Annotated in this window: 23 protein-coding genes and 1 tRNA gene; 12 read left to right on the top strand and 12 right to left on the bottom strand. The window is 68.7% G+C overall.

What is annotated here, in order from left to right; all coding sequences use genetic code 11:
• Positions 1 to 352: 352 nt before the first annotated feature.
• Positions 353 to 1093 carry a tRNA (adenine-N1)-methyltransferase gene (locus B9G49_RS04710; protein ID WP_086215591.1) on the bottom strand — a complete coding sequence of 247 codons (741 nt, stop codon included), beginning with the start codon at positions 1091 to 1093 and terminating at the stop codon, positions 353 to 355.
• On the bottom strand, positions 1090 to 1500 hold the full coding sequence (locus tag B9G49_RS04705) for a nascent polypeptide-associated complex protein (RefSeq protein ID WP_049929393.1): 411 nt from the start codon (positions 1498 to 1500) through the stop codon (positions 1090 to 1092). Before B9G49_RS04705 ends, B9G49_RS04710 begins: the two co-directional genes overlap by 4 nt.
• A gap of 142 nt (positions 1501 to 1642) precedes the next feature.
• Here B9G49_RS04705 and B9G49_RS04700 point away from each other — a divergent pair, with 142 nt between their 5' ends.
• Positions 1643 to 2425 (top strand): creatininase family protein, encoded by a 783-nt coding sequence (locus B9G49_RS04700; RefSeq protein WP_086215597.1) that lies wholly within the window; start codon positions 1643 to 1645, stop codon positions 2423 to 2425.
• A gap of 6 nt (positions 2426 to 2431) precedes the next feature.
• Here B9G49_RS04700 and B9G49_RS04695 read toward each other — a convergent pair whose 3' ends face one another.
• From B9G49_RS04695 to B9G49_RS04685, 3 genes are all read right to left on the bottom strand, one after another.
• Positions 2432 to 3157, bottom strand: coding sequence for a 6-hydroxymethylpterin diphosphokinase MptE-like protein (locus B9G49_RS04695; protein ID WP_086215590.1), 726 nt, complete (start codon positions 3155 to 3157; stop codon positions 2432 to 2434).
• 162 nt (positions 3158 to 3319) lie between these two features.
• Positions 3320 to 4582: a dihydropteroate synthase gene (gene folP, locus B9G49_RS04690; protein ID WP_198943811.1), complete on the bottom strand. Its 1263-nt coding sequence runs from the start codon at positions 4580 to 4582 to the stop codon at positions 3320 to 3322.
• A 405-nt stretch (positions 4583 to 4987) separates the two neighbouring features.
• Positions 4988 to 5560, bottom strand: coding sequence for a DUF192 domain-containing protein (locus B9G49_RS04685; protein WP_086215589.1), 573 nt, complete (start codon positions 5558 to 5560; stop codon positions 4988 to 4990).
• Between the two features lie 231 nt (positions 5561 to 5791).
• Here B9G49_RS04685 and B9G49_RS04680 point away from each other — a divergent pair, with 231 nt between their 5' ends.
• The 4 genes from B9G49_RS04680 to B9G49_RS04665 are packed head-to-tail and all read left to right on the top strand — an operon-like array spanning position 5792 to position 8242.
• Positions 5792 to 6379, top strand: coding sequence for a hypothetical protein (locus B9G49_RS04680; protein ID WP_049929390.1), 588 nt, complete (start codon positions 5792 to 5794; stop codon positions 6377 to 6379).
• Positions 6376 to 7197, top strand: a complete 822-nt coding sequence (locus B9G49_RS04675) for an RNA methyltransferase (protein ID WP_086215588.1) — start codon at positions 6376 to 6378, stop codon at positions 7195 to 7197. Before B9G49_RS04680 ends, B9G49_RS04675 begins: the two co-directional genes overlap by 4 nt.
• Before the next feature lie 2 nt (positions 7198 to 7199).
• Entirely contained in the window at positions 7200 to 7889 is a 690-nt protein-coding gene (locus tag B9G49_RS04670) for an AzlC family ABC transporter permease (protein ID WP_049929387.1), read from the top strand.
• Entirely contained in the window at positions 7886 to 8242 is a 357-nt protein-coding gene (locus B9G49_RS04665) for an AzlD domain-containing protein (protein ID WP_049929386.1), read from the top strand. Before B9G49_RS04670 ends, B9G49_RS04665 begins: the two co-directional genes overlap by 4 nt.
• A gap of 32 nt (positions 8243 to 8274) precedes the next feature.
• Here B9G49_RS04665 and B9G49_RS04660 read toward each other — a convergent pair whose 3' ends face one another.
• Entirely contained in the window at positions 8275 to 8607 is a 333-nt protein-coding gene (locus tag B9G49_RS04660) for a hypothetical protein (protein WP_086215587.1), read from the bottom strand.
• A 99-nt stretch (positions 8608 to 8706) separates the two neighbouring features.
• Positions 8707 to 10638: an aldehyde ferredoxin oxidoreductase family protein gene (locus B9G49_RS04655; protein ID WP_049929384.1), complete on the bottom strand. Its 1932-nt coding sequence runs from the start codon at positions 10636 to 10638 to the stop codon at positions 8707 to 8709.
• A 278-nt stretch (positions 10639 to 10916) separates the two neighbouring features.
• Here B9G49_RS04655 and B9G49_RS04650 point away from each other — a divergent pair, with 278 nt between their 5' ends.
• The gene (locus B9G49_RS04650; protein ID WP_394334813.1) at positions 10917 to 11399 is read left to right on the top strand and encodes a VanZ family protein; all 483 of its coding nucleotides are present in this window, start codon (positions 10917 to 10919) and stop codon (positions 11397 to 11399) included.
• A gap of 12 nt (positions 11400 to 11411) precedes the next feature.
• Here the strand turns inward: B9G49_RS04650 and B9G49_RS04645 are convergent, their stop codons facing one another.
• Positions 11412 to 13304 (bottom strand): bifunctional UDP-sugar hydrolase/5'-nucleotidase, encoded by a 1893-nt coding sequence (locus B9G49_RS04645; protein ID WP_086215594.1) that lies wholly within the window; start codon positions 13302 to 13304, stop codon positions 11412 to 11414.
• A gap of 275 nt (positions 13305 to 13579) precedes the next feature.
• On the opposite strand from B9G49_RS04645, the gene B9G49_RS04640 reads away from it, so the two are divergent.
• Together B9G49_RS04640 and B9G49_RS04635 are read left to right on the top strand one after the other, a co-directional pair.
• Positions 13580 to 14674, top strand: coding sequence for an archaeosine biosynthesis radical SAM protein RaSEA (locus B9G49_RS04640; RefSeq protein ID WP_086215586.1), 1095 nt, complete (start codon positions 13580 to 13582; stop codon positions 14672 to 14674).
• Between the two features lie 264 nt (positions 14675 to 14938).
• Positions 14939 to 15142, top strand: a complete 204-nt coding sequence (locus tag B9G49_RS04635) for a hypothetical protein (RefSeq protein WP_086215585.1) — start codon at positions 14939 to 14941, stop codon at positions 15140 to 15142.
• Positions 15143 to 15169: 27 nt separating this feature from the next.
• Here the strand turns inward: B9G49_RS04635 and B9G49_RS04630 are convergent, their stop codons facing one another.
• Positions 15170 to 15919: a 5-formyltetrahydrofolate cyclo-ligase gene (locus tag B9G49_RS04630; protein ID WP_086215584.1), complete on the bottom strand. Its 750-nt coding sequence runs from the start codon at positions 15917 to 15919 to the stop codon at positions 15170 to 15172.
• Between the two features lie 86 nt (positions 15920 to 16005).
• Here B9G49_RS04630 and B9G49_RS04625 point away from each other — a divergent pair, with 86 nt between their 5' ends.
• Together B9G49_RS04625 and engB are read left to right on the top strand one after the other, a co-directional pair.
• Complete coding sequence (locus B9G49_RS04625) at positions 16006 to 16701, top strand: DUF4013 domain-containing protein (RefSeq protein ID WP_086215583.1); 696 nt, start codon at positions 16006 to 16008, stop codon at positions 16699 to 16701.
• Positions 16702 to 16754: 53 nt separating this feature from the next.
• Positions 16755 to 17375, top strand: a complete 621-nt coding sequence (gene engB, locus B9G49_RS04620; RefSeq protein WP_049929379.1) for a GTP-binding protein EngB — start codon at positions 16755 to 16757, stop codon at positions 17373 to 17375.
• Between the two features lie 492 nt (positions 17376 to 17867).
• On the opposite strand, the gene B9G49_RS04615 is transcribed toward engB, so the two are convergent.
• Both B9G49_RS04615 and B9G49_RS04610 read right to left on the bottom strand, forming a co-directional pair.
• Positions 17868 to 18914 (bottom strand): hypothetical protein, encoded by a 1047-nt coding sequence (locus B9G49_RS04615; protein ID WP_086215582.1) that lies wholly within the window; start codon positions 18912 to 18914, stop codon positions 17868 to 17870.
• A 59-nt stretch (positions 18915 to 18973) separates the two neighbouring features.
• The gene (locus tag B9G49_RS04610) at positions 18974 to 19681 is read right to left on the bottom strand and encodes a DUF1405 domain-containing protein (RefSeq protein ID WP_049929373.1); all 708 of its coding nucleotides are present in this window, start codon (positions 19679 to 19681) and stop codon (positions 18974 to 18976) included.
• A 112-nt stretch (positions 19682 to 19793) separates the two neighbouring features.
• On the opposite strand from B9G49_RS04610, the gene B9G49_RS04605 reads away from it, so the two are divergent.
• Both B9G49_RS04605 and B9G49_RS04600 read left to right on the top strand, forming a co-directional pair.
• Positions 19794 to 20417, top strand: a complete 624-nt coding sequence (locus tag B9G49_RS04605) for an FxsA family protein (RefSeq protein WP_086215581.1) — start codon at positions 19794 to 19796, stop codon at positions 20415 to 20417.
• A gap of 104 nt (positions 20418 to 20521) precedes the next feature.
• A tRNA-Ile gene (locus tag B9G49_RS04600) sits at positions 20522 to 20595 on the top strand.
• Positions 20596 to 21143: 548 nt separating this feature from the next.
• On the opposite strand, the gene B9G49_RS04595 is transcribed toward B9G49_RS04600, so the two are convergent.
• A complete protein-coding gene (locus tag B9G49_RS04595; protein WP_086215580.1) occupies positions 21144 to 23819 on the bottom strand; it encodes a DEAD/DEAH box helicase family protein in 2676 nt (891 codons plus the stop codon).

The following is a 23819-nucleotide window of genomic DNA, read 5'->3' as shown; positions in this document are numbered from 1 at the left end:
CGCCCGGGCCCCCTGACCCCGCCGCCGACACCGCTCTCCTCCCGACCCCGGTCAGCGCAACGCTCTTTCGGATCGCGACGGTCGAAACGGTGTGGGCGCGGACGACGCTGAACCCGAGGCCGACGCAGCCGCCGGAAGCGACGGGTCCGGGCCGTCACGCACCCCCGAGGACGCCGGAAGCGACGGGTCCGCCTCGGCAGGTGCTCCTGCCGCTGCCGACCCCGACTGCGTCGGCGACGCGACGGAGGTCGCCGACGCCCTTCCGCGTCCCGACGACCCCCTGACCGAGTCGGTCGAGGCCGCGTTAGCGGGGCGTTCCGGGGTCGGGAGGAGAGAGGTGTCGGCGGCGGGGTCAGGGGGCCCGGGCGAACACGAGGTAGCCCGTGTGGCCCACGCCCGCGGTGGAGGGGCGCGAGCCGCGGTCGGAGAAGTCCATCTCGCGCTGGATCGTCTCTAACGTCTCGACCTCGGTGAAGCCGGCCTCACGGGCCGCGAGCGCCGCCTCGCGGGTCCCCTCGACGAACGGCGAGTAGACGGCGAGGCGGCCGCCGGGCGCGAGCAGGTCGTCCGCGCGCTCGACGACCGCGGGAGCGTCGCCGGTGTCGAGCGTCAGGGCGTCAAACGGCTCGCCGTCGACGAGCGCGTCCAGCTCGTCGGTGAGGTCGCCGGTCCGGACGTCGACGCGGTCGGAGACGCCCGCCGTCGCCATGTTCTCGCGAGCGACGTCGGCGAACTCGGGGTCGATCTCGTAGGTGGTCACGTCGGCGCCGGCGCGCCCCAGGTACGCGGCGAGGATCCCGGTCCCGGTGCCGGCGTCGAGGATGCGGTCGCCGCCGGACGCGCCGGTATGCCCCATCACGAGGCCCACGTCGCGGGGCATCATCGGCGCGCCGGTGCGTTCGAGGTGGTTGAACAGGTCCGGGCCGCGGAGCGCGCGGACCTCGAAGACGGTGCCGAGGTGCGTCTCGACCTCGTCGCCGGCCGAGACGTCCTCGGGGACCTCGATCACGCCGAGGTCGGTGCCGAACTCCTCGCCCGGCTCCAGTAGGTACTCGCGGTCCGCGTGGACGAGCAGGTACGCGGCGTCCGTCACTGGAGGTCCGAGATCGCCCGCGCGGGCTCGCCGTTGGCCGCCTCCAGCGCCTCGCGGGCGTCGTCCTTCGAGACGCCAGCCTGCTCGGCGACCAGCCGGACGTCCTCCTCCGGAATGCCATCGTCTTCGTCGGCCGCGTCCTCGGCTTCGATCGCGCTCGCGTCCGCACCGCCCTCGACTGCGGCCGCGCCGCCCGCGTCGGCCACCGCGTCGGGCGACCCGACGATCTGGTACGTCTCCTGCCCTTGGGCGTCCATCTTGGTGACCTGCGCGCCGTCGAAGACGAGGTCGTCGCCGTCGGCCGTCTCGATGACGACCCGCTCGGCGTCGAGCTCCTCGACGTCGATCCCCATCTGTTTCATCATCTGTTTCATCTTCCGCGGGTTCATGCCGCCGCCTCCGAACATGGTCACCGGTTCGGCCGGACGACACAAAAAGGGTGTCGACACGGGTCGAAGCAACGGCGCGTCGCGGACGCTCGCCGGCCCCGATCGCGGCGAACCGGACCGAGAGAGCGGGGTTGATACGTGTCGCGCGCGAGGCGGTGATATGTACCTCGCGGACCACTCCTGGCCGGAGCTCGGCGACGCGCTGGCTCCCGGCTCCGTCGCGCTCGTCCCGCTCGGCTCGACCGAACAGCACGGCCCGCACCTTCCGCTCGGGACCGACCACCTGATCGCCGAGGGGCTGGCGACGGCGGCCGCGGACCGATCCGACGCGTTCCGGACGCCGACGATCAACGTCGGCGTTAGTCCCCACCACCGCCAGTTCCCGGGGACGATGTGGGTCGACCCACCGGAGTTCCGCGACTACGTCGAGTCGTTCGCCCGGAACCTCGCGTACCACGGGATCGACCGCGTGGTGTTCGTGAACGCCCACGGCGGCAACGTCCAGCACCTCCGAGAGGTCGGCCGCCGGCTCCACGAGGACGAGGTCGGCTACGCTGTCGAGTGGATGTGGGACGAGTCGATCCCGGAGCTGGTCGACGACCTCTTCGAGCGCAACGGTCCCCACGCGGGCCCCAAGGAGACGGCGATGGTCACCCACCTCGCGCCCGACCTCGTCCGCGAGGACCGGCTCGAGGACGCGCGCGACGGCGGGCTCGTCGACCTCGAAAACGCCGAGACGACCGTCCACGGCGCGCGAACCTTCTACGACGCGGTCGACAACTCCGCGAACGGCGCGTTCGGCGACCCGACCGACGTGACGCCGGAGAAGGCCGAGCGCCTGTTCGAGGCGGCCGCCGACCAGCTCGTCCAGCTGGCCGAGTGGATCGGCGAGCGCGACGAGAGCGAGCTGTTCCCCGAGCCGCGCGTGGAGCGGTCGGACTGACGCGGGCTACTGGTCGGCCGCGTCTCGGGCGAACGCCTCGCCGAGTATCTCTCGGAGCGCCGCGTCGGCGTCCGCACGCCGCCCGTCGAGCACCGCAAACCGCTCGTCGCGGCGGCGTTCGAGCCAGCGCAGCAGTCTGGCCGCCCAGTCGAGCTTCAGCGCCTTCATCGGGTCGACCGCGGGGTCGTTGAACTCCCACCCCGGAAAGACCAGTTCGCCGGCCCCGAGGTGGTCGGCGAGGAACGCCGCGCGGTCGCCGTCGGTGAACCCGCCGGGGTTGCGGAGCGGCCCGACGGGCGCCGCCTGCGTCGTCGCCAGCGTCCACTCGTCGGCGAAGCGCGGGAGCCACTCGCGGACCGCCGGGAGGTTGTCGCCGTGGGCGTGCGCGGCGACTGGGACGCCATCGCGCGTCAGTTCCGCGGCCGTCTCCGGGTTCTTGTCGAGGTCTGTCACCATACAGTCGACCGCGACGCCGCGGTCAGCGAGCGCGTCCGCCGCGGTCGAGGCCGCGACGACGACATCGGCGTCGCGGGCGAGTTCGACCTCGTCGGCGAGACAGGGGGCCGCGCCCGCGACGGCGACCGTCTCGTCCGCCCAGTCACCGAGGCGGCCGAGCGGGAACGGAGTCGCGAGGTCGGCGGCAGTATCGCGGACGCGCTCGTCGTCGGCCCGGTCGAACCCGAAGTCGGCGAGGATCGCCTCGTAGACGGGCTCGAAGGTCGCGAAGTTCACGTGCGGGCCCCCCTCGGGACGCGCGACTGGGCGCCCGTCGATCGGCGCCGCCGCTCAGCGGGCGAGATATGGTATGGGCCGGAGTGGCACAGAGTACCCCTACCCGCGTGCCCCTCCGGCGTCCGGTCGATCGGTTGTCTACACGAGGGCATAAACTTTCTCTTAATTCACGTGTCGGTCGATACCGTCGATCGCGGCGTCAAGCGCCCGTGAAGCGCCGGATACCGCCTCTCTAACCGAGTCGAGCGCCGCGGGCGTCGCGATCAGGAGCCCGCGGCGGCCGTCAGCGGGGTCGTCGCCGCCTGACGACGCCCCGCCGGTGCCGCCGTCGGTCGCGGACGGGGTCGCCGCGGCCGCCCGGTTCGGATCGCCCAGCGCGAACGTCGCGCCGGTCGCGTCGTCGCCGACGGTCGCGGCGCGGAGGGCACCGACGGCGGGGTCGTCGAGCCCGGTGAGTTTGTAGGTACGAACGACGGCGGTGTCGGCGGCGCCGCGGTCGCCCTGAGCGGCCTCCGGCGCGCCGATCCGGTCGAAGTGACGCTCGGCCTCGCGGACCGTCGTCACGTCGAGCTCCTCGACTCCGACCGCGTCGGAGTCGCCGCGAGAGTCGTGTCGGTCGCGGGCGAACTCGGCGCCGACGAGCGCCGCGTCGCGCGTCTCGGCCACGTCGTGGGTGCGGATCACGTGCGCGCCGCGCTCGACCGCCATCGACGTGGCGGCGAGCGAGACCGGCAGCGCCTCCTCGGTGCTGCGGCCCGCGATGGTCTTGAGGAAGCTCTTGCGGTTGATCGAGACGAGCAGCGGGCGGCCGTACCCCCGGAACTCCCGGAGCCGGTGGAACGTCTCCCGGTCGTCTTCGTGGGTCTTGGCCTCGGACCAGCCGCCGAACGCGGGGTCGAGGATCGTCTTGTCGGTGAGGCCGTTCATCGAGAGCGCCTCGTAGATGTCGTCGACGTCCTCGACCGCGCCCGGGCGTTCGAGGTCCGGCGGCGAGGCCATCTTCGACACCGCCACGTCGTGTTCGCGACAGACGCGGGGCATCTCGGCGTCGGCGAACCCGCAGATGTCGTTGACCATGTCGAACCCGCGCGAGAGCGCCTCGTCCGCGACCTCGTGATAGCGCGTCTCGATCGACCAGACGGCGTCGCCGGAGGTCGATTCGAGGGTCTCGACCGCGGTGTCGAGGCGGTCGAGTTCCTGTTCGGCCGAGAGCACGTCGAGGTCCTTGTTCGCCGACTCAAGCCCCACGTCCACGATGTCGGCGCCCTCGCCGATCAGTTCCTCGTCGACGTACGCGGCGGCCTCGCCGGGGTCGTCGTACACGCTGGGGTCGTACGGCGACTCCTCTGAGACGTTGAGCACGCCCATGATCCGGGGCGGATGGTCGTCGCCGATCCCGAGCCCCGCGGCGTCCACGTTTCGCATACGATCACCACGGGCGCGAGCGACATAAACGGGGCGAGTACCCGAGGCGCTCGCCGGAGAACTGCCCTCGCAATCGCTTATAAATGGTCGGCGGGCGGTGGTGCGTGCGACCGAGCGGCCGGAGCGAAGCGGAGGCCGCGAGGGGCACGCGCGAGGGAGTCGCGAACGCCCGAAGGGCGTGAGCGACGAGGCCGGGGAGGCGTGAGGTGCGGTCGCGGTCGGGTGGGACTCGAAGGGGCAGTCGCGAGGGGGCGCAGGCGACGCAAGCACCGCAGGGAGCGAACGGAGTGAGCGACCGAGGAGCACAGCGAGCGTGCGCCCCCTCGCGACTGGGGGTTTGGAGGTGTTCGTCGCAGGGCCACGATCGGCTGGTTATAACTGATCGCACACGCCTCCGAACCTCATTTATAGATTAAACCGCACCGAGTCGCCGACCGCGACCTCGTGGCGGTCGGTCCACTCGTAGGGGACCTCCAGCACGTACTGCCCGGAGCCGGAATACCGTTGATCTTCACCGTCCTCGTTCGGTCCCGGTTCGGGCGCGTTGTGGATCGAGGTGATCTCTCGGTCGCCGTCGACGTAGACGATGTCGATGCCGAAGTCCATTTCGCGCATCACGTACGTCAGGGGGCCGGGCGAGTCGTGTACAAATAACATCCCGCCCCCGTCGGGCAGCGACTCGGCGCCGCTGAGGCCGAGGATTCGCTTGTCACGGGTGTCCGCGATTGCCGCCGTCACCGGCCCCCGAGCTCCCCCGTCCGGACCTTCGACGGTCACGGTCGTCGTCTCGTAGTCGGCGTACGTTCCGGTCGGCCAGTCTGCGTCGTCGGCTCCGCCGTTCGCGCCGTCCGGCCCGCCACCCGCGTCGCCGTCGGTCGAATCGCCGCCGTCGCTCGTCGCGTCGTCGCCCCCGAGACAGCCCGCCGCGGCGCCCGTCGTCGCGGCTGCGGCCAGCCCGAGGAGTCGCCGCCGTCTCATGTCTGCGCCGAGGGGGGCCGGAGTGATAAACGGCGGCGTCGGCGTCGCGCCGTCACGGGTCCGGGGAGGGCCATGTCACTCGGTGCGTCCACGACCCGTATGAACTCTCCGTCCACTCCCCGTCGCGGTCTGGCTCTCGCTCGCGGCCGCCGCTTCGACCTCGCCGCGGCGTAGCGACCCCTCGTGCCGGGAAGGACGCGCTTTTATCGCCGCCGGAGCGTAGCGTGAGACATGGCGAAAGTGAGCATCGGCCTCCGCGGGTGGCGCTTCGAGGAGGACGAGATATTCACCGACGACGAGGAGCTGAAGCCCCTCGACGAGATCCCCGAAGATCCGCGAGAGCGACTCGTGCGGCTCGTCACCCTCGTCGAAGAGCCCTGCGACGTCTGTTACCTCGAGCACGGCGACGAGGAGATCAACCGCTGTAGGCAGGCGGAGATCGTGTACGGCGAACCGGAGGGCGAGGTGCTGCTCTGCGCCGAGCACGAACCCGACCTGCTCTACTGGTTCCGCGAGGCGGGCGGCAGCGAGTACAAGGGGTCCGTCGAGTTCGCCGACCGGTTCCACGAGTGGGTCGCCGCCGGCAATGAGGCGCCGGAGGGGTACGGCTCGGTCGAGCACGTCGACGAGGACCCCGACGGCCTCCCGGACCTGCCCGATCAGCAGGAGGTCCAGGAGCGGCTCGAAGAGGACTTCCAGGGCGAGCGGATCGACATCGTCGAACTCGCCGGCAAGGAGCGCTCGGACGAGGAGCTGACGGAAGAGGAGCTCGCCGAGTCCGACCTCGACCTCTCGACCGACTACCCGTCGGACCGATGAGCGACGAGGAGTCGGACGTCGACGCGGTCGAAACGCCCGCGAGCGGTCGACGGAAGCCCGTGGTCGTCGTCGTCGAGCCCGAGACGCCGGGCAACGTCGGCACCATCGCGAGGGCGATGAAGAACTTCGGGCTCACGGACCTCAAGCTCGTGAACCCGCCGGAGATCGCGGAGGACGGCGAGGCGTACGGCTTCGCCGGACACGCCCGCGAGGACGTGCTTCCGAACGCCGACGAGGTCACATTCGACGAGGTCGTCGCGAACTACCACACGGTCGGCACGACCGCGATCACCGGCGAGGACGACCGTAGCCACGAGCGGTTCCCGTTCAAGACCCCGGTCGAGCTGCGCGAGTCGCTGAAGACGGTCGACGCGCCCACCGCGATCGTCTTCGGCCGCGAGGGGCGGGGGCTCAACAACGAGGAGCTCTCGCGGCTCGACGAGGTGTGCTCGATCCCGGCCGACGACGACTACCCCGTCTTGAACCTCGGGCAGGCCGCGACGGTCCTCTTGTACGAGCTTCGCGATCTCACGGTCGAGGAGACGCAGCTGCCCGACACGGAGGTGACCCGTGCTCCGGAGGCCGACCTCGAGCGCTTCCACGAGTTCTTCGACGAGTTCCTCGCGGCGACGGGGCAGCGCGACCACGTCCGCGAGAAGAACGCGCTGCTGATGCGCCGGCTACTCGGGCGCGCGCACCCGACCGAGCGCGAGATCCACTCGCTGCTCGGCGCCTTCCGGAAGGCGAACGCGAAGCTGGATCACGCCGACCACCTCGCGGCGAAGTACGACGAGCCGCCGTACCCGCGGGAGGAGTAGCCGTGGGCGGGGGCGTCTTCGACGAGGACCTATTAGCCGGGGTGCGTGACGTCTCGCCGCTCATGCTCGGCGTCGCGCCGTTCGCCCTCGTCGCAGGGATCGCGGCGGTCGACGCCGGGCTCGGTCTCGCCGAGGCGGTCGGGATGTCCGTGATCGTGTTCGCCGGCGCCTCCCAGCTCGCGGCGCTCGAACTGCTCGGCGAGAACGCGCCCCTCGCCGTCGTCGTCGGGACGGCGGCCGTGATCAACCTCCGGATGCTGATGTACTCCGCCTCCATCGCGCCGCACTTCGCCGACTACGGTCGCCGGCTCCGCGCGGGGCTCGCCTACCTCCTCACCGACCAGGCGTACGCCCTCTCGGTCGCTGAGTTCGATGAGAACCCGGACCGGAGCCGGTGGCGCTACTACCTCGGCGCGGCCGCGTCGCTGTGGATCGTCTGGCAGATCGGGACGGTCGTCGGTGTCGTCCTCGGCGCGGGCGTCCCCGACGCGTGGGGGCTCACCTTCGCGGTGCCGCTCGTCTTCCTCGCGCTCCTCGTCCCCGCGATGAAGGACCGACCGACCACCGTCGCGGGCGTCGCGGGCGGCGCGGTCGCGGTCGTCGCGGCCGGGCTCCCGCTCAACCTCGGCCTGCTCGTCGGCGCGCTGTGCGGGGTCGCGGCCGGCCTCGTGACGGAGGTGAGGGTGTCGTGAGCAGTGGTCTCGGCGCCCTCGCCGCCTCCCCGCGCGCTTGGGTCGCAATCGCGGTCATCGGCGTCATCACCTACGGGATCCGGCTCTCCTTCATCCACCTGTTCGGGCGGATCGACGGCGTCCCGACGCGCCTCCAGCGGCCGCTCCGGTACGTCCCGCCGGCCGTCCTCGCGGCGCTCGTCCTCCCCGATTTGGTGACGCTCGGGCCGTCCGTCACCGCGACCTTCCTCGACGAGCGGCTGATCGCGGGCGCCGTCGCCGGCGCGGTCGCGTGGCGGACCGAAAACGTGTTCGCGACCATCGCGACCGGGATGGGAACGCTGTGGGTCTTCCGGTTCGTCGTGTTCGCGTGAGCGGGCAGTGATAGAGACGAGCGAGGCCGCCGTCAGCGATCGCGCTCGGTCGCGCGCTCCGACCGGCGCTCGCTCCCGTCCGGGCTCTCACGGTCGACGGGGCGGCCGGACCGGGCGTCGCGGTCGACCTCGCGCTCGCGGGCGGCGGCGATCCGCTGGGCGGCGTCGGCGAGCGAGTCGAGCGCGGCGAACAGCCGGTACGAGAGGTACGGTCCCACGGTGAGGACGAGGACGGTCCAGACGCCGAGCAGTATCTGTCCGAGGATCAGCAGCGAGTAGACGAACACGAACAGGCTCACGGCGGCGAGCGTGATGCCGACGCGCGTGCGGAGGGCCTCGGAGGGCGAGAGCGGGTCGTGTGCCATACGCGGAGCTTCCGGCGGAGCTCACTTAAAAATAAACACGAAGCGGCGAGAGGCGTCGACGCGCGAGCGCTCTCGCCCTCGCTCGGGACGCGTTCCCGCTCAGTCGTCGGCGGGGGCCGCGGAGTCGCCGGCGGAGACGCCGGTGCCGGGGCCGACGTCGATGCCGAGGTCGGCGAGCTTCTCGTCCGGGACGACGCCGTCGACCCAGCCGCGGCTCTCGTAGTACTCGGCCTTCAGCTGGTCGAGTTCGACGAGTTCGCCCTCGCTGGCGCCCGTGCCGGGGATGGCGTCCGGGTGGCCCTCGATGAACCGGTTCGGCAGCGTGTCGTCTGCGCCTTCGAAGCCGGCGAGGTTGTTGTAGTAGCGCTCGAGGTTGTAGATGCGCTCGCCGGCCTCGAACAGCTCGTCCTCCGAGAGGTCTTGGCCGGTCACACCGTTGTACTGGAGCACGTACTCCTCGATCCCCTCAGCGAACGCGCTGAACTTACAGATATCGAACGAGTCCGACACCGCGTGGAGGTCCTGGAAGGTGGCGGTGAGCTCGCCTTTCCCCTCCCACTCGTACGGATCGACCTTCTCCGGGATCCCGAGGATCTCGGCGGCCGGCGTGTAGCCGCGCAGGTGGCACGCGCCGCGGTTCGAGGTGGCGTACGCGATCGCCATCCCCTTCATACAGCGCGGGTCGTAGGCGGCCATCGTCTGGCCCTTCACGGAGAGCTTGTTGCCGTGCGCGTCCTTCGCGTCGGCGACGCGCTCGGGACCCTCCGCGAGGAGGTCGCCGAGGTCGGACGAGCGGTGACCGATCTCCTCGATGAGGTCGATCATCGTCTCCGAGTCGCCCCAGTCGAGGTGGCCGACGCCGTCGAGTTTGCCCTCCTCGCTCATCTCCATCGCCATCGCCATCATGTTGCCGGCCTCGATGGTGTCGAGACCGAGGTCGTTACACTGCTCCAACATGCGGGCGATCTCGTCGCGGTCGGAGTGGCCCGAGTTCGGGCCGAGCGCCCACGCGGACTCGTACTCGTACGACTCCGTGCGGACGTTCATCTCCTGGCCCTTGTGGGTGACGTTGACGTCGACTTCCTTCTTACACGCCACGGGACAGGAGTGGCACGTCGGTTCGTCGACGAGGATGTTCTCGCGGACGTTCTCGCCGGAGACCTGCTCCGCCTCGATGTCCGCGCCCTCCGCGTCGTGGTACGCCTCGGTCGAGGTGTACTTCGCGTTCTTCGTCGGGAGGCCGTCCATCTCCTCGGTCGCGTTCATCAGGACGTTCGTCCCGTACATCGAGAGGCCGCCCTCGTTGGGCGCGGTCACGTCGGACTCGCGGATGACCTCCATCGCCTGCTGGTACCCCTCTTGGAACGTCTCGGGGTCGGCGGGCTTCGGCATGTTGGTGCCCGACTTCACGACGACCGCCTTCACGTTCTTCGCGCCCATCACGGCGCCGGTGCCGCCGCGGCCCGAGGCGCGGTCGTCCTCGTTGATGACGCAGCCGTAGCGGACCTGATTCTCGCCGCCCTGCCCGATCGCCATCACGGAGACGTCGCGGCCGACCTTCCCGTCGACCTCCTCGCCGATCTGGTCGATCGTGTCGTGGACGCCCTGTCCCCAGAGGTGGGAGGCGTCGCGCACCTCCACGTCGCCGTCCTCGACGAACAGGTAGACCGGCTCGTCGCTCTCTCCGTCGAGGAGGACGCCGTCGAGTCCGGCCCACTTGAGCCGGGCGCCGGACCAGCCGCCGTGGTGCGAGTCGGTGACGGTCCCCGTCAGCGGGGACTTCGTCACCAAGGCGATCCGGCCGCTCATCACGGTCTGGGTACCCGTGAGCGGTCCGGTCATGAACGCCAGTCGGTTCTCCGGTCCCAGGGGGTCCACGTCGGGCCCCTTATCGAAGACGTATTTGACGCCGAGTCCGCGCGCGCCGATGTACTTCTCCGCGTCCTCGTCGTCGATCCCGTGGTAGTTGACCTCCCCGCCGCTGAGGTCGACCTGTGCCACACGGTCGCGGTAGCCGCCCATTTCAGTCATGTAATGCTCTATCATTATAGAAGGACCACAGCGTGTTAGTTGTTGACCTCCGTACGAAACCGTAAAGCGTTACAAAAGTGAACGCCTCGGAGGTGCGACGTTTATCAGTAGCCCGAGCGTTCACCGCGCGAATATCCGGAGACTGCGGCGCGGTGTGAGAGATTCACAGCGTCCGGTAGCGGCGTAGTGTAAACGACCGGTTTCGGTCGGTCTTACGGGTCGGGCGCCGAATATCGCGAAGACGCAGTCCATAATTGCCGGCGACTCGAAGCACGACCGTGACCGACCGAGGCGGACGGGGAGAGGCGACCGCTCGGCGTCCGGGGGAGATCAGGCGCCGCTTAGGGTCGATCAGGCGTGAGCGAGCGAGGGCGTTCGGGTTCGCGCTCGCCGTGTTCGTCGCGTCGGTGGTCCCGGTGCCCGGATCGTCCGGCGGGGGCGAGAGCGCGCTCGGCGGCGTCCTCGACGCTCTCCCCGCTGAAATCGGACTCACCGATCCGTTCCACGTAGTCGGGTACGCGGTCCTCGCCGGCCTCCTCGTTCCGACGACGGGGAGACGGCGGGTCGGTCCCTTCCTCGCGGCCGCCGCCGCGGTCGCGTTCGGGTTCGGCATCGAACTCGTCCAGGCGCCGATCCCGTGGCGCTCCTTCGCGTGGGGGGACGCCGCGGTCAACGCGGTCGGCGCGGTCATCGGAGCGGCGATCGCGGTCGCCTGGGGGCGCGGACCGGAGACGGCGGGCGACCGCGACGACGAGCGCTAAACCCGCCTGCGTTCAGCGTCCCGGCGGACCGGCGCTGCCGCGGCCCCGACCGCGGCGGCGCACGGTCGCCGACACGTCCGCGTTCAGCCGAGAGCGTTCGAAGTAGATGTGGTCGTACTCGCTAGACTCGTACTCGGCGTAGATGTCGAGCGCGACCTCGTCGCCGTCGTCCGCGTCCTCTATCGTGTCCGCCAAGTTGCCGTCGTCGACCCGGACGACGAGAGTCTCGTCCTCCTCGTCGAAGACGACCTTCTCCGCGTCGACGTGGTCACCTTCCGGCGTCCACACGGCGACGGTGTCCTTGGCGACCGACTGGACGTCGTCGGGCGCGTCGAACTGAGAGACCACCTTGCCGTTCCCGTCGACGGTGACGGCGGCGTCGGGCAGGTCGCGGTCGACGCGCTGCATCCGCCCCTCGACGGTCGGAGCGATGGTATCTTTCTCCTCTAAGTAGTTCACGACCGTCGTCGCCTGGAGTTCGCCGGTGTCCTCGACGGGCTTGTCGTCGAGCGGGTAGCCGCTCCCGCCGTTTGCGATGAAGCTGTTGACGGCCACTTCGTACGTCTCCTCGGGGTCGAGCGGCTCGCCGTCGACGTACACGTCGCGGATCGGTTCGTCGGCGTCGTCGTGGGGGACCCACTCGAAGCGCAGGCCGCTGGTCTGCTGAGAGATCTCCTCGCCGAAGTTCTGCCCGGTGTCGCTCTCCAGCGTGACGACCTGGCTCTCCAAAGTCTCGACGAGCTCCTCGCCAGTGAGCTCAAGCGAGACGACGGTGTTCGGGAACGGAAGCGTGTTGAAGATGTCTCCGCCGGTGATCTCGCCGGGCCCGTACACCGAGTCGGAGCGGATGCCGCCGGCGTTCGTGATCGCGACGTCGGCGTCGACGCGCTCGCGCATCGCGTCGGTGACCACGTTTCCGTAGTTCGTCTCGCGGTGGTAGTTCGAGCCGAACGTGGCGTCGAGCGGCGTCTCCGTCTCCACGATCACCGAGTCCAGGCTCACCTCTCCGCGGTACTCGTTGATGATGTCGGACGCGGTCGGGTCCTTCTCGATGTCGTCGGTGACCTCGATCAGCTCCCCGTCGAACGCGGTGACCTCGCCGCCGTCGATCGTCAGTTCGATCTCGCTGAGGTAACGGGCGCGGGCCCGGGCCTCGGAGACGATCGATCCGTCGACCTCCTCGGGCGGATAGAACTGCTCGTCGTCGCCGACGACGATCGCGTCGATGTCGTCGTCCGCGTCGGCCTCGGCGAGCGCCTCCGCGTCGCCGATGCCCGTGTGCGCGAGGGCGACGACGGCGTCGACGCCCTCGTCCTCCTTGAGCCGCTTCGCTTCGGCGGGGCCGGTTTCGGTGTACTCTTCGAGGGTCAATCCTTCTTCGTTGAATTTGATGTTCGTCTTTCCGAACGTCGCGCCCTCGTCGACGAGTCCGATCAGACCGACCTTGACACCGCCTCGCTCGACGATTCGGACGGACTCCGTTCCGTCGAACGCTTCGCCGGTCTCGCTGTCGACGAGGTTCGTCGCGAGCCACGGGAACTCGGAGTCGGCCGTCACGTCCGAGATAGGGTCGAGCCCGTAGTCGAACTCGTGGTTCCCGATCACGTCGGCGTCCGGCTCGACCTCGTTGAGCACGTCCACCGGCGCGCGCCACTGCGAGACGGGGCTCAGCGCGTGCGGCCCCACCTCGTCGCCGCCGCCGACCACGACGACGGGCCCGTCGGCCGCCGCCCGGCGCTGTTCGATGAGCGTCACCAGCCGCGGGAACTTCTTGTCCTCCGCCGCAGCCGTCTGAATGTCGTTGTACGACAGGACTGTGAGCGTCGTCGCGCCGTCGCCGTCGGCGGCCGTCGCCGACCCCGAGACGAGCGACCCGCCGAGTACGATTCCACCCGCTCGCAACACGTCACGCCGTCCGTAGTCACGGTCCCGTGACATCAAATTATTTCACTTAGTGATGTGTATAAAATCTTTCTATGAAATAGTATATATTTATCAATTCGCGATGTTTGAGAATCTTTCACAAACAACCCTTCTGAGACGGGTCGGCGAGGGACTCGACCGCGGTGGGCGCGCGGAAGAGTGTCCCCGCGGGCCAGACGCGATCACACCCGCAGCGACGCGCCGGCCGTTCCCGCGATGACGACACCGCTTTACGCGCTCGCCCGCTTCCACCGACAATGAGCCAGCCGAGCCCCGACGCGTACGAGCAGGGGCGCGGGATGGACGCGCACAACGCCGTGATGCGCGACATCCGCGCCGAGCGCTCGGAGACGTACGACCCGACGGAGCCCACCCGCGTCTGGATCGACGAGGACAACACGCCCGACGGCGTCGTGAACTCCCTCACGATCATCCTGAACACCGGCGGCTGTCGGTGGGCGCGCGCCGGGGGCTGTACGATGTGCGGGTACGTCGCGGAGTCGGTCGAGGGCGGCAGCGTCGCGCACGAGGACCTCATGACCCAGATCGACGCGTGCCTCGATCACGAGGCCGAGGAGGCCGACGAGCCGGCCGAGCTGATCAAGATCTACACCTCCGGCTCCTTCCTCGACGAGCGCGAGGTCCCCGCGGAGACGCGGCGGGCGATCGCCGAGACGTTCGCGGACCGCGACCGGATCGTCGTCGAATCGCTGCCGGACTTCGTCGACCGCGAGAAGATCGCCGACTTCGCGGACCACGAGATCGCCACCGACGTGGCGGTCGGGCTGGAGACGGCGACCGACCGCGTCCGTCACGACTGCGTGAACAAGTACTTCGACTTCGCCGACTTCGAGGACGCCTGCGCCGAGGCGGCCGCGGCCGACGGCGAGTTCGCCGCCGACGTGGGGATCAAAGCGTACCTCCTGATGAAGCCGCCCTTCCTCGCGGAGCCCGAGGCCGCCGCCGACATGATCGATTCGATCCGGCGCTGCGCGGCCGTCGACGGCTGTCACACGGTCTCGATGAACCCGACGAACGTCCAGCGGTACACGATGGTCGACGAGCTGTTCTTCGAGGGAGGCTACCGGCCGCCGTGGCTCTGGTCGGTCGCGCACGTACTGGAGGAGACCGCCGACGTCGACGCCATCGTCGTCTCCGATCCCGTGGGGCACGGCTCCGACCGCGGCGCGCACAACTGCGGCGAGTGCGACGACCGCGTCCAGACCGCGATCAAGGACTTCGACAGGCGGCAGGACCCGAGCGTGTTCGAGCAGGTGTCCTGCGAGTGCGAGGCCACCTGGGAGTACGTGATGGACGAGGAGACGAGCTACAACATGCCGCTGGCGCGGTAAGCGTGGTCGGCGCGTCGACCCAGAGCGGGCAGGGGAGCGCCCTCGCGCGAGCACAGCCCCCGCCAAACCCCCGGACGCGACCCGCCGATCCCGCGCCGGTCTCCGCGGAACGATTGTGAACGATGCCGATCAACATTTTCCTCATTTAGTAAACGTACGGCCTAGAATATTCGGAAGCGAGTCACAAATCGGCGTGGTAAAGTCGATCATACTGAACGATCAGGTCGAACAAGGCCCTTATACCTCGGACCCGTACAGTAGAACATGAACGCAGACGCCAGCGGTTCCCCGCCCTCCCGCGGGAAGTCGGTCCTCTTCTGTCCGGAGTGTCGCTTCGAAAGCCCCCTGTCGGACGGGTGGCTCGTCGTCAGTGACGGCGACGAGCGAACGCTCGTCTGTCCGAAGTGCGGCCACGTCGCCGACCACCGGTCGGCGCGATCAGCACCGACGCCGCAGCACGCCGACTGATTCCCGCGGCGAGGGTCGCAGCCGTCGTTATCCTTCTTCCGGCGCCCGTTCCGCGAGAACCGGTATCTCGGACAGCTTCTCCGCGTCGAGCGCGTCCCAGTCGACGCCGTCGGGTCGCGCGTACGCCGTCTCCGGCTGGAGCGCTCGCTCCGGTGTGACGACGAGGTCGAGCGGCACGTCGTGAGCGTCGGGCTCCTGGAGGTCAACATCGGCTCCGACCGCCGACTCGGGTCCGTCGAGGACGGAAAGCTCGTGAACCGTCGTCGCGACCGTCGTGTCGTCATCCACGGCGTCGAGTTCGCGGAGCACCGCCCACTCCAGGTCGCTGTACCCCTCGCCCTTGCCGACCCGGGCGCCGCCCGTCGTGACGCCAACGGAGCCGACGACGATCAGGCCGACGCGCGCGACGCCATCGGGCGCTGTCGGCGTCCCGTACTCGGAGATGCCGGAGACGGTCGTCGCGTCGTCAATCTCGTCGGGCGAGATCTCGGCCGGATCGAGGCGGAGGAACGGGTTCGGGTCGCGGAGCCGCGGCTGTGCGACGTAGACGGTCTTCCCGGCGCGGAGCGCGGCCCGGCGGACCGGCAGCTGCGGCGCGTCGGGGTTGGCCTTCAGCGTCGCGGCCGACTCCCACGCCTCGGTCTCCGCGAGCCGCGTCGCCGCGGCGTCCGCGCCGGCGAAGTTCGGGATCCGGTCGTGCGGCGGGAACGGGAACCGCGCCTGATCGCCCTCGTCGAACGCGTCCCACACCGCCTCGCGGACAGCCTCTTTGTCCATGGGAGTCGGTCGGCCCTCGCGGACAAGTAGTCGGCGACGCGGTGAACGCCGGGGAGCTATATACCCGATCGCCGTCATCACGGCGTATGATCGAAGACGGACTCTCCTATCCCGTGCGCGGCGACTGGGTCGGGCGGATGGTCGTCGGCGGCGTATTGGGGCTGCTCTCGGTGTTGGTGATCCCGACGTTCCTCGTGTTCGGATATCTCGTGCGGGTGCTGGAGCGCACCGTCGCGGGGGACGACGAGCCGCCGGAGTTCGACGACTGGGGCGACCTGCTGGCGAAGGGCGTCGTCGGGACGCTGATCGCGCTCGCGTACTCGGTCGTCCCGGTCGTCCTCTACGTGGTCCTCGTCACCGTCGTCGCCGGGATCGGGTCGGGCGTCGGCGGCGATCTGGGTGCGCTCATCGGGGTGACCGGCGCGCTGCTCGCGCTGGCGTTTCTCCCGGTGCTGCTGTTCGTCTACTACGCGGTCCCGGCGGCCCTCACGGCGTACGCGGTCCGCGGCAGGGCGGGCGCGGCGTTCGACGTCGACCTGCTCAAACCCACGCTTTTCAGCGCCGACTACCTCCTCGCAGTACTGGCACCGATTCTCGTCGCGATCGGGGTGTTCGTCGTCTCCGTCGTGCTCCTCGTGACCGTCGTCGGGTCGGTGCTCGTCCCGTTCGTCCAGTTCTACGGACAGGTCGCCGTGTTCCGGATGTTCGGCGCGGCGTTCGCGGACCGGACCGACGGGATCGACGCCGGGAGGGAGAGCGTCGGCGACGCCGCGACCGCCTGAGACCGCGCCGCCGCGACGCGCCTTTTAAACCGCTCTACCGACCACGTACGCGTATGTTCGAAGACCGGCCGGACCGCGACGCCGAGGTCGTCCTCGTGGGGCGCTCGAACGTCGGCAAGTCCACGCTGATGCGCGAACTGACGGGCCACGACTTCTCGACCGGCGGCAAACCGGGCGTCACCCGCCAGCCGAACCACTTCGACTGGGCCAGCGAGAGCTTCATGTTCACGGACCTACCCGGCTTCGGCTTCATGTCCGGCGTCGAGGAGGAGCACCGCGAGCAGATCAAGACCGACATCGTCCGCTACCTAGAGGACAACGCGGACTCCATTCTCGCTGGCGTCGTCGTGATGGACGGGAAGGCCGCGGTCGACATCATCGACCGTCACGCCGAGCGGGGGAATATTCCGCACGACGTGGAGATGTTCGGGTTCCTCGAAGACGTGGGAGTCGAGCCGATCATCGCCGTCAACAAGACCGACAAGATCGACGACCTCGACGAGCGGCTCGACGCGATCTGCGACCGGCTCGGCCTCTACCCGCCGTGGCAGCAGTGGTCCGACCGCGTGGCTCCGATCTGCGCGAAGCGCGGCGACATCGAGGCGCTGGAGGAGTGTCTCCGAACGCGCTTCCACGACCACAACCGCGACGACCTGCTGAAATTCGTCTCTTAAGTATCGGTGTGAGACAGTGGGGTCGGTTGCGCAGAGATTTCAGCCGAATTGGTACAATCGGCCAGCTGTGGATCGGCGGAAAACACCTCCAGACCCCAGTCGCTCGGCTGTACCTGACTGACGAACGATCGACGGTGAACAGCTCCAAAGACTCAGTCGCGAGGGTTCGGTGCGCTCGCTGTCGTTCGAGACGCCGGAGGCGTCTCGTGATAACGAGAGAGCTTTGCTCTCTCGAACCACGCTCCTCGTCGCTCGCTTCACTCGCTCCTGCGGTGCTCGCGTCGCGCGCCTTCGCCCTCGCAACTATCCATTTGAGTCCCACCCCGCAACCGCACCTCACGCCTCCCCAGCCTCGTCGGCCTCCCTCCGCTTCGCTCCGGTCGGCCGACTCCCTCGCGCGTGCTGCTCGGCCGCGGAGCGGCCTCGCAGGCACGCGCCGCCGCGAATTTGTTTATAAACTACCGCGTCAGTGCCCGGCTCGAATCCCTCGCTTCAGAACTCGAAGCCGACCGCGTCATCGCTCGGGCGGAGCGGGCTCTTCGGGTACGGCGGCTCGGCGTCGGGGTCGTTGTACGCGCGCGGCGCCACGTCGTTCGGCCCGTCCGAGTAACAGAGCGCGGCGAGCGTCTGGATCGCGGTGCGGCCGCTGGCGAGTTCGAACTGGCCGCCCCCGTACATCCGGATCCCCTCGCGCTCGCAGTATGCGATCGTCTCGAACAGCGATTCGAGGGTGCCGAACCGCGAGGGTTTGATATTACACCACCCCGGCTCGACGGGGAGCGATTCGAGACTCTCGACGCCGTCGACCGGGTAGTCGAACGAGAGGCGGTCAGCCTGCGGCTCGACGAGCGCGCTGGTCGCGGGCGTGAACGCGGGGTCCTCCACGACCGCCGCCGGGAACGCCGCGAACACGTCGCGGTACAGCTCCGGGTCGGGCTCGACGTCGACCTCGGTCCCCTCGTACCACCCCTTGAGGTCGAGGACGCGCACGGCGTCGGTTTTCCGGAGAGTTTCGAACGCCGACTGCGGCCACTCCGCGGTGGGGTCGAGCTTGAACTCCAAGTCGGCGTTGCGCGCGAGCAGTTCCTCGACCCGGTCGGTCGACGGGGGATCACCGAGGCGAGTGGAGACGACAAACCGAACTGAATCGGGGTCGACGCCGAGCCGGTCGCCCAGCGTCTCCTCGCGTTGCCGGAGCGCCAGGTCGAGCGCCGCGCTCTCGACCGCCCAGCGCCGGTAGTTGCGTGCGGTCTCGTTCTCGGGCGGCGTTCCGTGGAAGAGGTCGATCTCGTCGAGTCGGTCGGAGAGCGCGTCGATCGTCCACTCGCCCTCGATGTCGATCGGGTCGGTCCCGGCGAGCGCGTCGTGGTCGGCGGTCTCGTAGGTCACGTCCTCGCCGCGCCCCACGACGCCGTCGCCGGAGAGCCGGTACTCCGTCGTCGTCCGCTCGAAGCCGCTCGTCGTGTCGGCGACGTACCGCCGGCGGGCGACGGACTCGATCGTCACCGACATGTCGGCGATCCGCTCGTAGTGGCTCATAGCACAGTCGAAGCGGGCCGATCACTTAAATCGGTGAGCGGGAGGTGGCGTCGGACTGGCTACGTCCCGAGGTCGCCCGCGCGGCGTCGGAGCGTCGCGATACGGGTTCCGAGCGTCCAAAACAGCGGGATCACGGTAAGTACGACCGCGCCGGCGGCCGCGACCTGAAGCACGGTCGTCGTGAACCACGGCTCGCCGTCGGCGTACGGCAGCGCGGTGTGTGTCACGTCACCGATCACGGGGACAAAGTAGTCCATCAGCAGGTCGACAGTGTACCACGCGGTCGCGATCGCCACCGCGCGGAGCGGGAAGTCGGTGATGCGGTGGAGGACGAACGCCTGGACGACCATCGCGAGGTGGCTCACGAGCAGGAACGCGTACAGCCCGGGGCCGTTGACCGCGAGGAACTCCGGCCAGAAGACGACGAGGACGTACGGGGTCCACAGCCCGAGCTTGACGTTGCCGAAGAAGGCGAGCGCGGCGAGGGTGTCGCTCGACCGCCCGAGCGCCCACGCGCCGAGCGCGAGCGCGATGAGCAGCGTCGCGCCGGGGCTGTCGGGGATGAAGAGCCACATCTCCGTCGGGAGGGCGCGGAACTGGAACCGGTAGTACCAGAAGCCGAACGCGGTGCCGACGAGGTTGATGACAACGATGACCCACGCGAACCGGAAGGCGACGTCTTCCAGCCGTTTCGGGAGCGGCGCGACCCACCGCGGTAGCGACTCGCGGTCCGGCGGGTCGCGTCCGAGCGCGCCGACGATGTCCATACCGCGGGCTCGGACCGGGCGGGCAAAGCGGTGGCGGTCGCGGTGGACGCGACCGGCGATGCGGGCGACCGCGACGAAAAGGGCTATGCGTGCCCGGCGGGAAGGCGGGGGTATGCGCCCGCGAACGCTGCTCGCGCTGCTGCTCGTCGTCCCCCTCGTGGACGCGCTGTTCCTGATCGTGGTCGCGACGCGGCTCGGGTGGGCCGTCACGGTCGCGCTCGTCGTGTTGACGGCCGTCCTCGGCATGCTCCTGCTGCGCGCCGAGGGACGCGCGACGCTCGCGCGCATCCAACGCAAACTGGCCCGGGGCTCGCCGCCGACCGACGAACTGCTCGACGGCGGGCTGCTCATCGCCGCGGGCGCGTTCCTGCTCACGCCGGGGCTCGTCACCGACGCCGTCGGGTTCCTGCTTGCCCTCCCGCTCTCGCGGGTCCCGATCCGAATGGCCCTGAAGAAGTACGTCGTCGTCCCGTACCTCGAACGCGAGACGGACGGCTTCTTCTCGGGGAACGTCTACGTCGGCGGCTTCCCGGGCGACGGTGAGGGCGGGTTCTCGATGGGCGGCGGCTTCCCCGGTGGTCCCGGGGGCGACCCCGACGGGTTCGACGGCGGCAGCGGCACGGACGCCGACGAGAGCGTCGCAGGGAACGCGGGCTCCGGTGGCGCGTCGACGGACGACGACGTCGTCGACGTGGACTTCACCGTCGAAGAGGAGGAGCGGAAGGGAAGCGACTGACGGCGCCGGGGTCGCGATCCCCCGTGAAACCGCCACACGGCGGGGCGGCCTTCGAAAGGAAACCCTTAAAATCCTACCCGCGCAACGACTGAATGCGCTCACCTGGGCCAATAGCTCAGTCAGGTTGAGCGCTCGGCTGATAACCGGGAGGTCCACGGTTCAAATCCGTGTTGGCCCACCTACAACGTCCACGGTCTTCGGCCGTGGCGTGTTAGGGGCCGGGAACTCCCCAGCCACCTAATTCCGTCCTAACTCTCAATAGTTAGAGCCTTCTGTACCAGTAGAATTCGACCGTTGTGTCCACGGATACCGCGACGTGGTCAGCCCCGTCGTAGCCTAGCCGTAGCGCACGGCGCCACGTTCGTGGACCTCCGACCGCGTCGACGAGCGCGGACCGGTGACGGTATCGATCGAGTTGCGATCGACGACGGTGAAACTGGAAGGCGTCCCGAAGCAAGCGAGGAGAGATATGCGCGGGTCTGCCTCTGACGTGGTGTTCCGATTACACCGATTTGATAGAGGGACTAGAGGCGGAAAAGTTTGCTGAAATATGTTGTCGTCCCTTCGCTGAGAGCCCTCTAACAGAAGCCATTGACAACGACTCACACGGCCCTGACTGTGCGTTCGGGCCGATACGCGAACGGTCCGACGACGAGAGGAGACCGGCCGTGAGCGAGGGCAGCGATATCGGCCCACTCCGAGACCGATCAACGCTCGGTGAGCGCCTCACTCGGCGTCGACGTCGATGTTGAGGACGTCTTCGATGATATCGTCGTCCCGAAAGTCGGTCGCGAGGTCGAAGTCGACGTTCAGCGCGTCGTAGTGAGCGCGGGCGCACTCGATCTTCGTCGCCTCGGACGGCCGGAGGTCGTCTTCGGTGCCGAACTTCGTCTCCCTGATGAGGTACAGTCGGCGGTCTTCCGCGTCCGCGCGGACCGCCGTCTCCTTGTCGAAGAGGACGGCCCAGTCCGGGTTGTACGGCCCTATCGGCGTGGGGAGCTGATACTCGCGCGGGAGCTTGATGAACAGCGCGACGGAGTCGTCCCGGTCGAGGCGGCGCGCGAACCGCCGCTCACCCTCGCTGTCGCAGATAACCTTATCGTAGACGCTCTTGTCCACGCTGACAGTGTTTTCGGCGTAGGTCTCGACCTCGCTGAGGATGTCCGTCGGGTGCGCATCGCCGATCCGCTCGTAGTCGATGTGTTCGACCACGTACTCGGTTTTGACCGCGTCGATCGTCTCGCGGGCCGCGACCCGATACGCGTGGGGGTTCTTCAGTAGCTGGTCGACCGTCTCGGATTCGAGGATGATCTCTGCGACTGTTTGCTTCGTCAGCCCCGTCTCGGCGGCGATATGACTGACGACATCCGGGAGCGGGCCGTCGCGGTCGACGGACTCCACCTGCGAGGCGATGCCCACCGTCTCGATGTCGGCGCCGTCGTCCATCGATAGCTCTCCGCGGGAGACGCGGAGCCGCGGCTCGTCGACCGTGACGCCGGCGAGTTCGGCCGCCGCGCTCTCGACGAGCGCCGGCGAATCGATCGTCGTCGTGTACGTCGTTTTCGGCGCGATCCGCTCCCACAGCCTCGCGAACGCCGGGGACTCGTCGACGACCTCAGTCCGCGGCGTGACGACGGTCCGGTCCCGGTGATCGTTCGTCTGCGCGCGCATGTCGTCGCCGTAGTCCGTCGCCGAACTGTACTCCGCCTGGAGGTCGTCGGCGTAGTCGGCGTAGCTCTCGTTGGCGATCACCGTGAGGCGATTGCGCCGGTCGCCCGGCGGCAGGCGCGTCCCGTCCTGATAGACGGGGAGTCGAACGCCGCGTCCGATCTCCTGACGCTTCTTCACCGAACTGACCGTATTGTTGAGCGTACAGATCTGGAAGACGTTGGGGTTGTCCCACCCCTCCTGGAGCGCGCTGTGCGAGAAGATGAACTGCGTCGGCTCGTCGGCGGAGAGCAGCGTTTCCTTATGTCGCATGATGAGCTCGTACGACTCCACGTCGTCCCGGATCGAGCTCTCTCGCACCTTGATGTCGCCGCTCGTCGTCGTGGCGAAGTACGCGCCGGCGACGTCCTCCGGCGACTGATCGGGGAACAGATCGCTGTACCGGTCTTCGGCCTTCAGCTCGGTGAACGCCTCGCAGAAGGCTTCCCAGAGGTGGCCGGTCTCGTCGCCGCTCCTGCCGCGGAAGTTGTCGATCCGATCGATGAAAAAGAGGCTCAAGACTTTGATCCCGTCTCGGCGGTAGTCGAGCGCCTTCTCGAAGTGCTCGCGGACCGTCTCCCGGATCTGCCGGTGCTGGATCGTCTCGATGTCGGTGTCCGTGGACTCCCCGCTGTGGAGCCGCGTCCCGTCGCTGAGCTCGATGACTTCGTGGCGGGCGTCGATCGACGCCACCTCGACACCCTCGTACGGCGGTAAGCCGTTGCTCGCCGCGTAGAGGCTGTCCCCGGCGCGGACCGTCTTCTTTCCAAGTTGGGCCCCGGTCGACCGGTCCTTGTACAGCTCTATCCGTGCCTTCGGACCGGCGTCGAACGACAGCGGTCGAACGTATCGCTTGTCGAAGTCCTCGTCTTGGACGACGGAGAGCACTTCGATGGTTTTCACCAACCCCTTCTCGTGCGCGTCGACGGGCGAGAGCTCGTACACCTTGTTTCTGATCCGTCGGTGCGTCGCCGAGTACCGAAGCGTACAGAGGGGGTCCAACGCCGAGATGGCCGCTTTGCTCTTCTCGCCCTCCATGTTCTGCGGCTCGTCCAAGACGGCGATCGGATTGGTCGCCGCGATGCGGTCGACCGGGCGGTCGCCGTTGAGCTTGTCGTGAGGCCGGAACATGACGTTCTCGTCGCTCCGGTTGATGCTCTGGAGCGTCATGACCATGACCTCGATCTGGCTGCTGCTGCCGAACCGGATCACATCGCTCAGCGTTGACGAGTCGTACTCGGTCCAGTTGAACGGCGGCCGCGAATACAGCGAGTCGAAGTGGGCTCGCGTCTGCTGTATCGTTTTCACGACGCCCTCGCGGATCGCCACGCTCGGGACGACGATGAGGAACTTTCGCCAGCCGTACCGCCGGTAGAGCTCGTGGATCGTCCGGAGGTAGACGTACGTCTTCCCCGTCCCGGTCTCCATGTCGACGCTGAAGCTCAACAGGTCGGTCGTCTCGCCGTCGGCCGCCCGATAGAGGTCGTCGCTCTGTGCGAGGTCGTGACGCCGCTGGACCTTTCGCGTGTTGGCCGTGAGCTGCTCCTCGGAGAGTGCTAACTCGTTCGGAACGGTCGTCCCGTGCGTCCCGAACGCGGGCTGCTCGCCGACGTTCGGCTGGCCGTCGAAGACGTCGGTGACCGCTTCGACGGCCTCCTGCTGATACTCGAGGTCGGGATCGAATTCGAATTCCAT

Origin of the sequence: Halorubrum sp. SD683 (assembly GCF_002135045.1) — an archaeon.
GTDB classification, from domain to species: Archaea; Halobacteriota; Halobacteria; order Halobacteriales; family Haloferacaceae; genus Halorubrum; species Halorubrum ezzemoulense.
This window is presented reverse-complemented; position numbering and strand designations above follow the sequence as displayed.

Coding starts and splice junctions, on each gene's coding strand:
- B9G49_RS04705 (WP_049929393.1), bottom strand. CDS start 1,500: ATGTTCGGAGGCGGCGGCATGAACCCGCGGAAGATGAAACAGATGATG.
- B9G49_RS04700 (WP_086215597.1), top strand. CDS start 1,643: ATGTACCTCGCGGACCACTCCTGGCCGGAGCTCGGCGACGCGCTGGCT.
- folP (WP_198943811.1), bottom strand. CDS start 4,582: ATGCGAAACGTGGACGCCGCGGGGCTCGGGATCGGCGACGACCATCCG.
- B9G49_RS04685 (WP_086215589.1), bottom strand. CDS start 5,560: ATGAGACGGCGGCGACTCCTCGGGCTGGCCGCAGCCGCGACGACGGGC.
- B9G49_RS04680 (WP_049929390.1), top strand. CDS start 5,792: ATGGCGAAAGTGAGCATCGGCCTCCGCGGGTGGCGCTTCGAGGAGGAC.
- B9G49_RS04675 (WP_086215588.1), top strand. CDS start 6,376: ATGAGCGACGAGGAGTCGGACGTCGACGCGGTCGAAACGCCCGCGAGC.
- B9G49_RS04660 (WP_086215587.1), bottom strand. CDS start 8,607: ATGGCACACGACCCGCTCTCGCCCTCCGAGGCCCTCCGCACGCGCGTC.
- B9G49_RS04655 (WP_049929384.1), bottom strand. CDS start 10,638: ATGACTGAAATGGGCGGCTACCGCGACCGTGTGGCACAGGTCGACCTC.
- B9G49_RS04640 (WP_086215586.1), top strand. CDS start 13,580: ATGAGCCAGCCGAGCCCCGACGCGTACGAGCAGGGGCGCGGGATGGAC.
- B9G49_RS04635 (WP_086215585.1), top strand. CDS start 14,939: ATGAACGCAGACGCCAGCGGTTCCCCGCCCTCCCGCGGGAAGTCGGTC.
- B9G49_RS04630 (WP_086215584.1), bottom strand. CDS start 15,919: ATGGACAAAGAGGCTGTCCGCGAGGCGGTGTGGGACGCGTTCGACGAG.
- B9G49_RS04625 (WP_086215583.1), top strand. CDS start 16,006: ATGATCGAAGACGGACTCTCCTATCCCGTGCGCGGCGACTGGGTCGGG.
- engB (WP_049929379.1), top strand. CDS start 16,755: ATGTTCGAAGACCGGCCGGACCGCGACGCCGAGGTCGTCCTCGTGGGG.
- B9G49_RS04615 (WP_086215582.1), bottom strand. CDS start 18,914: ATGAGCCACTACGAGCGGATCGCCGACATGTCGGTGACGATCGAGTCC.
- B9G49_RS04610 (WP_049929373.1), bottom strand. CDS start 19,681: ATGGACATCGTCGGCGCGCTCGGACGCGACCCGCCGGACCGCGAGTCG.
- B9G49_RS04605 (WP_086215581.1), top strand. CDS start 19,794: ATGCGCCCGCGAACGCTGCTCGCGCTGCTGCTCGTCGTCCCCCTCGTG.
- B9G49_RS04595 (WP_086215580.1), bottom strand. CDS start 23,819: ATGGAATTCGAATTCGATCCCGACCTCGAGTATCAGCAGGAGGCCGTC.